Genomic DNA, 7,461 nt, shown 5'->3' on the forward strand with positions numbered 1-7,461 from the left:
CAGCAATATCGCCGGCAATGCGGACGTGGCGAAACTGGTAGACGCAAGGGACTTAAAATCCCTCGGCTTCGGTCATGCGGGTTCGAGCCCCGCCGTCCGCACCAGCAAACTCCTAAGGCATTGACTTTGCTGTAAAGTCCTACAATACAAGGACATAGAGAGAGAAATCTTCCCAAAAATCTTCCCAAAATTGGGATGAGGAAACGGGTACCTATGTCCAAAACGCCGGGGCTGGTGATCAAGGGCGGAGCCTACTACTACCGCCGCGGGGTGCCGGAAGACATTCGGCCAGCCTTCAAGAACAAGCGCGAGGTGTGGATAACGCTACGCGCGTCTGACAGGCGGCAAGCCAGCGAAGCTGCGCGCGCCGCCGCTGCTGAAGTTGACCGGCAGTTCCGAGCGGTACGACAAAAGGTCGACTCTGCCTTACATGATGCACCATCCGAGGCAGCGATCGTCGCAGACACGACGATGCAAAGCATTGTGCAGGACTATTTCTACCGGTTGGAAAAGGCGACAGTCGGCTATCCGGAACAAACGGACCGCGACAACTTGGATGTTGAGCTTGGTCAGCTTCTTGAAGGCGACGCCGCCGTCCCACACGTCAGCTCCATTGCTGTGCGATTAGCGGAGGAAAACGAACTCCCCATTTCGCTACCGGTGCAAAGCCGGAGCCTGCCGTTGCAACGGGTTGCAACGGAACAGTCGTCGGATAGGTCACTTGTACGTCTCGTCGAATTGGTCCGCCGCGCCGAGATTGAACACGTCAAGCGCCGGCTCGATCGACTGGAAGGCGAAGACGGCGATAAGCCGCATGATCCTCTCTTCTCTTCTGTTTCGACCATTCTGCCGCCACCGCCGAAGGCGCGCATGCGCTCCACACTGGGCGAGGCAATTCATCGCTTCGAGACTGATCCGACGCGCGCCGATTTGTCGGAGGCCGCCGCCCAAAAGTACATCCTGCCATTCCGCGCTCTTCGAGAACTGCTGGGCGAGGACAAGATTTTGGCCGATATCGACCGGGCCGACTGTGTCGAGGCGTTCGAGCTTCTGTCCATGATCCCGGCGAATATCAAGAAAAAGCGAAAATACGACGGCCTATCGCTGCGAGAAACGGCAGCGCTTTCGCAAGAGACGAACGATCAGCGCATTTCCGCGACAACGCTGAGAAATCATGCGCACCACATATCCAGCTTTTTTAATTGGGCAATCCGCAAGGGCATCCTGACGGCTAACCCGGCAACACGCATGACGGTCGGCGCCAAGGGCGCACCATCGACGAGAAAGCCCTTCGCTCTATCGCAGCTCAACACCCTCTTCGCCGCGCTATCGAAGTGGTCCGAAGGCTTCGCCGGGAAAAAATGGTCGCCACTGATAGCTCTGTTCTCCGGCATGCGCCTCGGCGAGATTGCGACGTTGCGAGTCAATGACGTAAGGACGATCGACGACACGATTTGCTTTGTGCTTGTCGAAACCGAGGAACGGAGACTGAAAACGCCGGGGGCAACCCGCAACGTGCCCGTTCATCCTGAGTTGGTTCGGCTGGGCCTGTTGCGGCACGTCGAAGTACGACGCGATGAAAGCGGCGACAGCGCTCGGCTATTCCCTGATCTGGCCGGCGACACGCAGCGGCAAATTGTCGACGTTTTCCAGAAGCGCTTTTCATACTTTATATCGCGACTGCCTGGCTTCGACGGTAGGGGTGCGGGCGTTAGTTTTCACAGCTTTCGGCATAGCTTCCGGGATGCGCTTCGCGAGGCTGGGGTGCCGATCGACGCCACGCGCACCCTTGGTGGCTGGGCACGCTCTGGCGGCGTCGAAGAGCGGTACGGCCAAGGAACGCGGCCGGCCACCTTGGCAAAATGGATGGACAAAGTCAGCTATCCCGGCCTTGCCCTGCCCGCCGCGCTCTACGATCAGCGACGATCGTAAAGAAGACCACCAGAGCGCATCTGGTTGTTCGCCCACTCACATGCTGGTCGACGGCCACGCCAAGCTCACGGGCCAGGTGATACCCTTGTTTGACTTGTTGCAAACCTCTTCCTGTTTTGCAGGAGGCAAAAGCAAAGCCTGCTCGACACGTAGCAGCTATCACCAAAACAACAGCTCCAAAGCGGCGAGCCTGTCGATGGTCTGGCGACGTCTCGTGAGACCTACTTGCGACGGGCCTGTGCTATCGCTTCAGCGGCAATGACGAGCAATTCAAGGTCAGGTACGTCCATGCCTGAGGCCGCTGATGCTAGCCGATCGCGCAGCAACTCATGCGGCGATCTGTCAGCCCCTTCCGCTCGCACTCCCAGAAGCTGGTCCGGCGTGGTCCCCAATGCATCGGCTATGCGTATCAAGGAAGCTAAATCGGGCTCCCGCGTTCCGGCAACGTAGTTGCCGTATCTGCGTTCCGTGAGCCCAGCCCGACGGGCTACCTCTGCGTGCGCAAGACCGAAGAAAATAAAACACAGCCATGTCCAAAGGGGCAGTTGCGTGGCAAGGGTGTCCGGCCGGATCAAGGCAGTTGCGTATTTGCGGACGTCGTCGGCCTCTAATGTTGGGACCGACAAGGACAGCGATAAACGTCAGCGCGAGGCCATTCGCTCTTTCAGCGAGCGTTCCGGATATGACCTCGTTGAGGAATATTATGACGCAGCTGTCTCCGGTGCTGACCCAATTGAAACCCGACCAGGGTTCGCCGCGCTACTCGACCGCATCGAGACCAACGGAGTTAGAACGGTCATCGTCGAGGACGCTTCGCGTTTCGCACGCGATCTCGTCACCCAGGAACTTGGCATCCTGCTTTTGATTGGTCGAGGCGTGACCGTACTGACCGCAGCAGGCGACGACCTGACAAACACGTCCGATCCCTTCAAAGTGGCCATGCGTCAGATTGCTGGCGCATTCGCGCAGCTTGAAAAATCCAGGCTAGTCAGCAAGCTGAAGGTAGCACGCGAGAGAAGGCGCGCTGCCGGAGAGAAGTGCGAAGGTCGGAAATCCCACGCCGAGTTGACGCCCGACGTTGTGGCCCTAGCCAAGAATTTGCGCCGCAAACCGAGAAAAGGGGAGCGGATGTCGCTTCGGGATATCGCAGCCGAACTTGCCCGCCGTGGCCACGTCAGCGCAAACGGCACCCCTTTCTCGCCATCCGTCGTCCGATCCATGGTTCAGCCATGATCTTTGCAACGCGTTGCAACGCGGTTTTGCATCCCCGCAGGAACAGAGTGACACCTTTCGGTGAAATCGAGGCGACCCCGCACAAAGGTTCCATGATGGGAAATCGCGGCGACCTCCACGCTGGCGACGGAACAGTCGTGCGGTCATGGAGGCACCGAAGCTGGATTTCATGCGTTACCGTAGACACAGGCGCCCCAGTTGTTTTCGATACACCGGGCCGATACACGCCATTGTTCTTCCTCGACGAGGCAGTGGCGTTGGCGGCTGGACATCGTCCCTGTGGGCGGTGCCGTGCGGAAGCCCTGAAGCTGTTCCGCAGCTGCTGGAAGACTGTCCACGGCTTCGCTCAAGATGCAGTCGTGTCGACCAGGGCGATTGATTATGAACTACACGCGGGCAGGCTCAGGGTCGGTGGTAAGGCCACCTACAGGGCACGTTTCGGCGATCTGCCGAAGGGCGCCTTTGTCGTCCTTGCCTCAAGTATTGATGCCAATAGCTCGCGGACGCCTAGCCTCCTCTGGAATGGCAAAGCTTATCCTTGGACGCACGCTGGTTATTGCGAACCAGTGGAGGTTCATACCGGAACCATGGTGGACGTCCTCACACCACGACCGATCGTTGAAGTTCTGAAGGCCGGCTATAGCGAGTTGGTGTTGCCGAAGCTGAGCTGGGAGGGCACTTGAAGGAACCTATTCGCAGTTTCAGAAAGTGACCAAAAACCTGGCTCCTGGCCGCAGCACCTCCAACGCAGGGGCGTATTCTGAACGCCAAGCGAACCCAGTCGTCCTCTGGTGTAGTTGCCCTCACGAGAAGAGATCAAACGACTTCCAGCTTTATTCCTTGCAGGATAAGCAGCCGCAGGGATTTCCGATTTGGCGGGTGATTTTGCGCCAGCGATTACTAGCGTGCACGAACTCTGAGTGGCGGATACTATCTTGATGTCAGCGCGACGCCGGACCAATGAGGTCGTGAACCTACATTGCTCGGTAGTCCGCCCCGTCAACTTGCCAAGGCTTTGAAAGGCGGCAAAAGCTACCCTATAATTGTTTCCGCCAGGCACAAATCACCCACCAACGCGTGTACCCTCTCTACACCTCGATATTAGTCGAGGCGCGCTGGGCGAGCCAGGACATGTAGGTGTCCATCGAATAGGTGCCGGCGCTGCCGTTGCGGGCATGGATGACGGAAGTCGAGGTGTCCTGCGTCTTCACCATGTCGCCGACCTGCTTGTAGACAGCGGCGGCGGTTTCGCTGGTGAGCGAGGCAAAATTCGGAGAAATGATGTGATTTTTTGCGGACTTACCGACTGAATCGGTCCTGTTCGGATCTCCGCCGGCCACCGGCTCGGAGGGTGTCAGCGTCCCAGTCGGGGGAATGTCTGTGTCGGGCGTTATCGACGTCGTTTCTAAGGGTTTCGACGACAGCGTCAAAGGCGGTGGCGTAATAGAACCTGACTTGTCGGCAATGTAACTATTCAGGAGAGAAAGATACTCCGTGAGAGAGTTCACCTCCTTGTCTCCGTAGTGGCCATAGATATTCTCTCCCTTATCGAGACCCTGCTCGATGTCAACCTCAACAAAACTCTTCATTTTGTTGGCGGATTCGAGACTTAGATTTGTGATGTTGGGCAGATAAGTATCATTACAGTCAAGTTTGTTACTCGCATCAATCTCCTCTTGCCGCGTCCTGAATTCGGTTTCCATCTGCTCAATTTGTGCCTTATAGGCGTTCAGTTGAGCGAGCTCTTCCGCCCCCAATGTCTTGCCACCCGTAACTCGACCTTCGTCGGGAGACGCATGGATCTTCTGGCTGAGGGGAACACGAACCCCGTGAAGGCCAGAGGCACCCGAAATCGCGTTCATTGTGCTGGTACTTTCATGCAGGAATTCTATGTTTCGTTCATCCGAGCGTTTGTCAGATGACCTCGTATTCGCCTCGCATGTTTCGTGCCAAATGTGCTTCCAGAGTCCTATGAATATTGGCTATTGCTGAGCGAAGCGTACCGTCATGATTTCGATACACCAAGCCCAACTCGGCTAAGCGAAGAAACAGTGCCCCGATAAAGATCGGGGCACTCAATAGTATGACTGTTTAGCTAGACCAGTACACTACCTGAGAAAGAAACTCCGTCGGCAGTAACGAACTGCTCGATGGTGTTTCCTCCAGAATACCATCCCTCGAAATATGCCGCATAGCTTAAATTGCCGTTTCCATCCACCGCGTCCGCTGAAAATATGTACAGATTGTCTCCATCATGCCTATATCTAACGTCGCTGTAGTTTATTTCGTTCAAATTGACAGTATCTATACCTGACGCCCCTGTATCTGTTATGCCAACCCACATTTTTACATTGACGTTGTATGTATCTCCACCTTCGCCGCCATAACCGTCGCCGACATTGTTCAGATTGATCGTATCTGCTCCGTCCTCCCCGTAGAGCGAGTATAAATAACCGTTACCATTGAGTATATCCGTCCCGGCACCGCCATATGCTGTTCCATCGGGCTCACCATCTTTAACACCGCTGCTAAGTACTGTGATTTGATCGTTATCATCGCCGCCATACGCGGTACCTCTAGTGACAACAATGATATCAGCGCCAGCCTCGCCATACGCTACGCTGCCGGCATCGTCGGCGGCGGTATAGATAGAGTCGTTGCCGTTGCCGCCAAAGAGCGTGTCTTTCTGGTTAGTGTTGCTCGAAGACGCGAGGGACCCGACATCGCTGCCAATGTCGCCGTAGATCACATCATTCCCGTCGCCACCGTGAATGTTGTCGTTGCCGCCAGCCCCTTCGAGCTTGTTAGCGAGCGCATTGCCCGTCAGCGTATCGCCGAAGGCGGAGCCAATAAGGTTCTCGACGTTGGCGAGGGTATCTCCAGCCGCGTCGCCGCCCGTGGCCGTACCTGCGAGGAGATCGATCTGAACCGCGGCACTGCTGGTCAGGTACCAAGCTCCGTCAATGCCAGCTCCACCGTCGATTGCGTCAGCGCCGGCCCCGCCGATGAAGACGTTGGCAGCGCTGCTGCCTACCAGAATGTCGTCGAAGCTAGTGGCCTTGACGACCTCTATGTCGGCTATCTTGTCATCTGCAGCGATTCCGGTGTGGATGCCGGTTGCTAAGTTGATCGAGATCGCCGTTGTAGAATTTTCATAACTGACTACATCTGTGCCGGCACCGCCTAGGAGATCGTGGGCGTCGCCGTTCTCTATAAACGTGTCGCCGTAATTGGATCCAGCGAGCCGCTCGATACTGTCGAAGGTGTCACCAGCTCCGATGCCGGAGATCGTCCCCGCAGCGAAGTTGAAAATCACCGCAGCGAAGCTGTCGGCATAGCTGACGGTGTCGGTGCCCGCCCCGCCATGGAACTGATCAGCGCCGCCGCCGCCCATCAGCGTGTCATTGCCGGCTCCGCCGGTGATGATGTTGTCATCGTTGTTGCCGGCGCCGGTAAAATTGTATGTGCCGGTATAGGTTAACTTCTCGACGTTGGCGTAGCCAGCGATGGAGAGGCTGGTGAGGGCGGTGCGAACCTCGTCGGTGCCGCCATTGGCAAACTCGGTGACAATGGCACCTTGGTTGCCGATGGTGTAGACATCGTCGCCGTCGCCACCCTGAAGAGCGTAGCCAGAACCAGAGGTGGAGAGGATGTCGTTGTAGGCCGAGCCGACGACCCGAGTGATCTGGACGAGAGTGTCGCCCTGAGCGTCGCCGCCGGCACCGACAGTCGCGCCGGTACTGAGCGTGACGGTCACCGCCGCGCTGGACGTCGAGTAGTCGACGGTGTCGTTGCCGCCACCACCCTGGAAGTAGTCGGCGCCGGCCGACGCGACGAAGACGTCATGGTAGTTCGAGCCGAGGAAGTACTCGATGCCGTCATAGGTGTCGCCAGCCGCATCGCCGGTGTTGTTGGCGCCGTTCTTGAGGTCGACGGTAACGCCCGCCGTGGCGTCGCTATAGCTGGCCGTATCGGAGCCGGCACCGCCAATGAGCTGGTCAGCCCCCGCACCGCCGCGCAGCGTGTCGTTGCCGGCCCCGCCGACGAGGGTGTCGTTGCCCCATCCGCCAGAGAGATCGTCAATGCCGGCTCCGCCGGTGATGATGTTGTCGCCGGCGTTGCCCGTGCCGGTGAAGTTGGTTATGCCGGTGCTGGTGTAGGTGAGGTTCTCAACGTTGGTGTAGCCAGCGATGGAGAGGCTGGCCAGCGTGGTCTGCACCTCGTCGGTGCCGCCGTTGGCAAACTCGGTGACAATGGCTCCCTGGTTGCCGACGACGTAGATGTCGTCACCGTTGC

5 protein-coding genes, 1 tRNA gene and 1 pseudogene are annotated in these 7,461 nt (G+C 57.6%); 4 read left to right on the plus strand and 3 right to left on the minus strand.

The window, feature by feature from the left end; translation table 11 throughout:
* The first annotated feature begins 19 nt into the window (after window positions 1-19).
* Window positions 20-104 (plus strand) — tRNA-Leu (locus G522_RS0122095).
* A gap of 109 nt (window positions 105-213) precedes the next feature.
* Window positions 214-1,932 (plus strand): site-specific integrase, encoded by a 1,719-nt coding sequence (locus G522_RS0122100; protein WP_026792896.1) that lies wholly within the window; start codon window positions 214-216, stop codon window positions 1,930-1,932.
* A 221-nt stretch (window positions 1,933-2,153) separates the two neighbouring features.
* Here the strand turns inward: G522_RS0122100 and G522_RS29715 are convergent, their stop codons facing one another.
* Entirely contained in the window at window positions 2,154-2,558 is a 405-nt protein-coding gene (locus tag G522_RS29715) for a helix-turn-helix domain-containing protein (protein ID WP_342663915.1), read from the minus strand.
* Here G522_RS29715 and G522_RS0122110 point away from each other — a divergent pair.
* Window positions 2,482-3,165, plus strand: a complete 684-nt coding sequence (locus G522_RS0122110) for a recombinase family protein (RefSeq protein WP_026792897.1) — start codon at window positions 2,482-2,484, stop codon at window positions 3,163-3,165. The two genes, G522_RS29715 and G522_RS0122110, sit on opposite strands and share 77 nt — an antisense overlap.
* A gap of 230 nt (window positions 3,166-3,395) precedes the next feature.
* Complete coding sequence (locus tag G522_RS28215) at window positions 3,396-3,848, plus strand: hypothetical protein (protein ID WP_051229069.1); 453 nt, start codon at window positions 3,396-3,398, stop codon at window positions 3,846-3,848.
* Between the two features lie 405 nt (window positions 3,849-4,253).
* Here the strand turns inward: G522_RS28215 and G522_RS0122120 are convergent, their stop codons facing one another.
* On the minus strand, window positions 4,254-5,027 hold the full coding sequence (locus tag G522_RS0122120; RefSeq protein WP_026792898.1) for a hypothetical protein: 774 nt from the start codon (window positions 5,025-5,027) through the stop codon (window positions 4,254-4,256).
* A 233-nt stretch (window positions 5,028-5,260) separates the two neighbouring features.
* Window positions 5,261-7,461: pseudogene (locus G522_RS0122125) on the minus strand (calcium-binding protein); the annotation flags it as partial.

It is taken from the genome of Pleomorphomonas oryzae DSM 16300, from assembly GCF_000422965.1.
Classification (GTDB): Bacteria; Pseudomonadota; Alphaproteobacteria; order Rhizobiales; family Pleomorphomonadaceae; genus Pleomorphomonas; species Pleomorphomonas oryzae.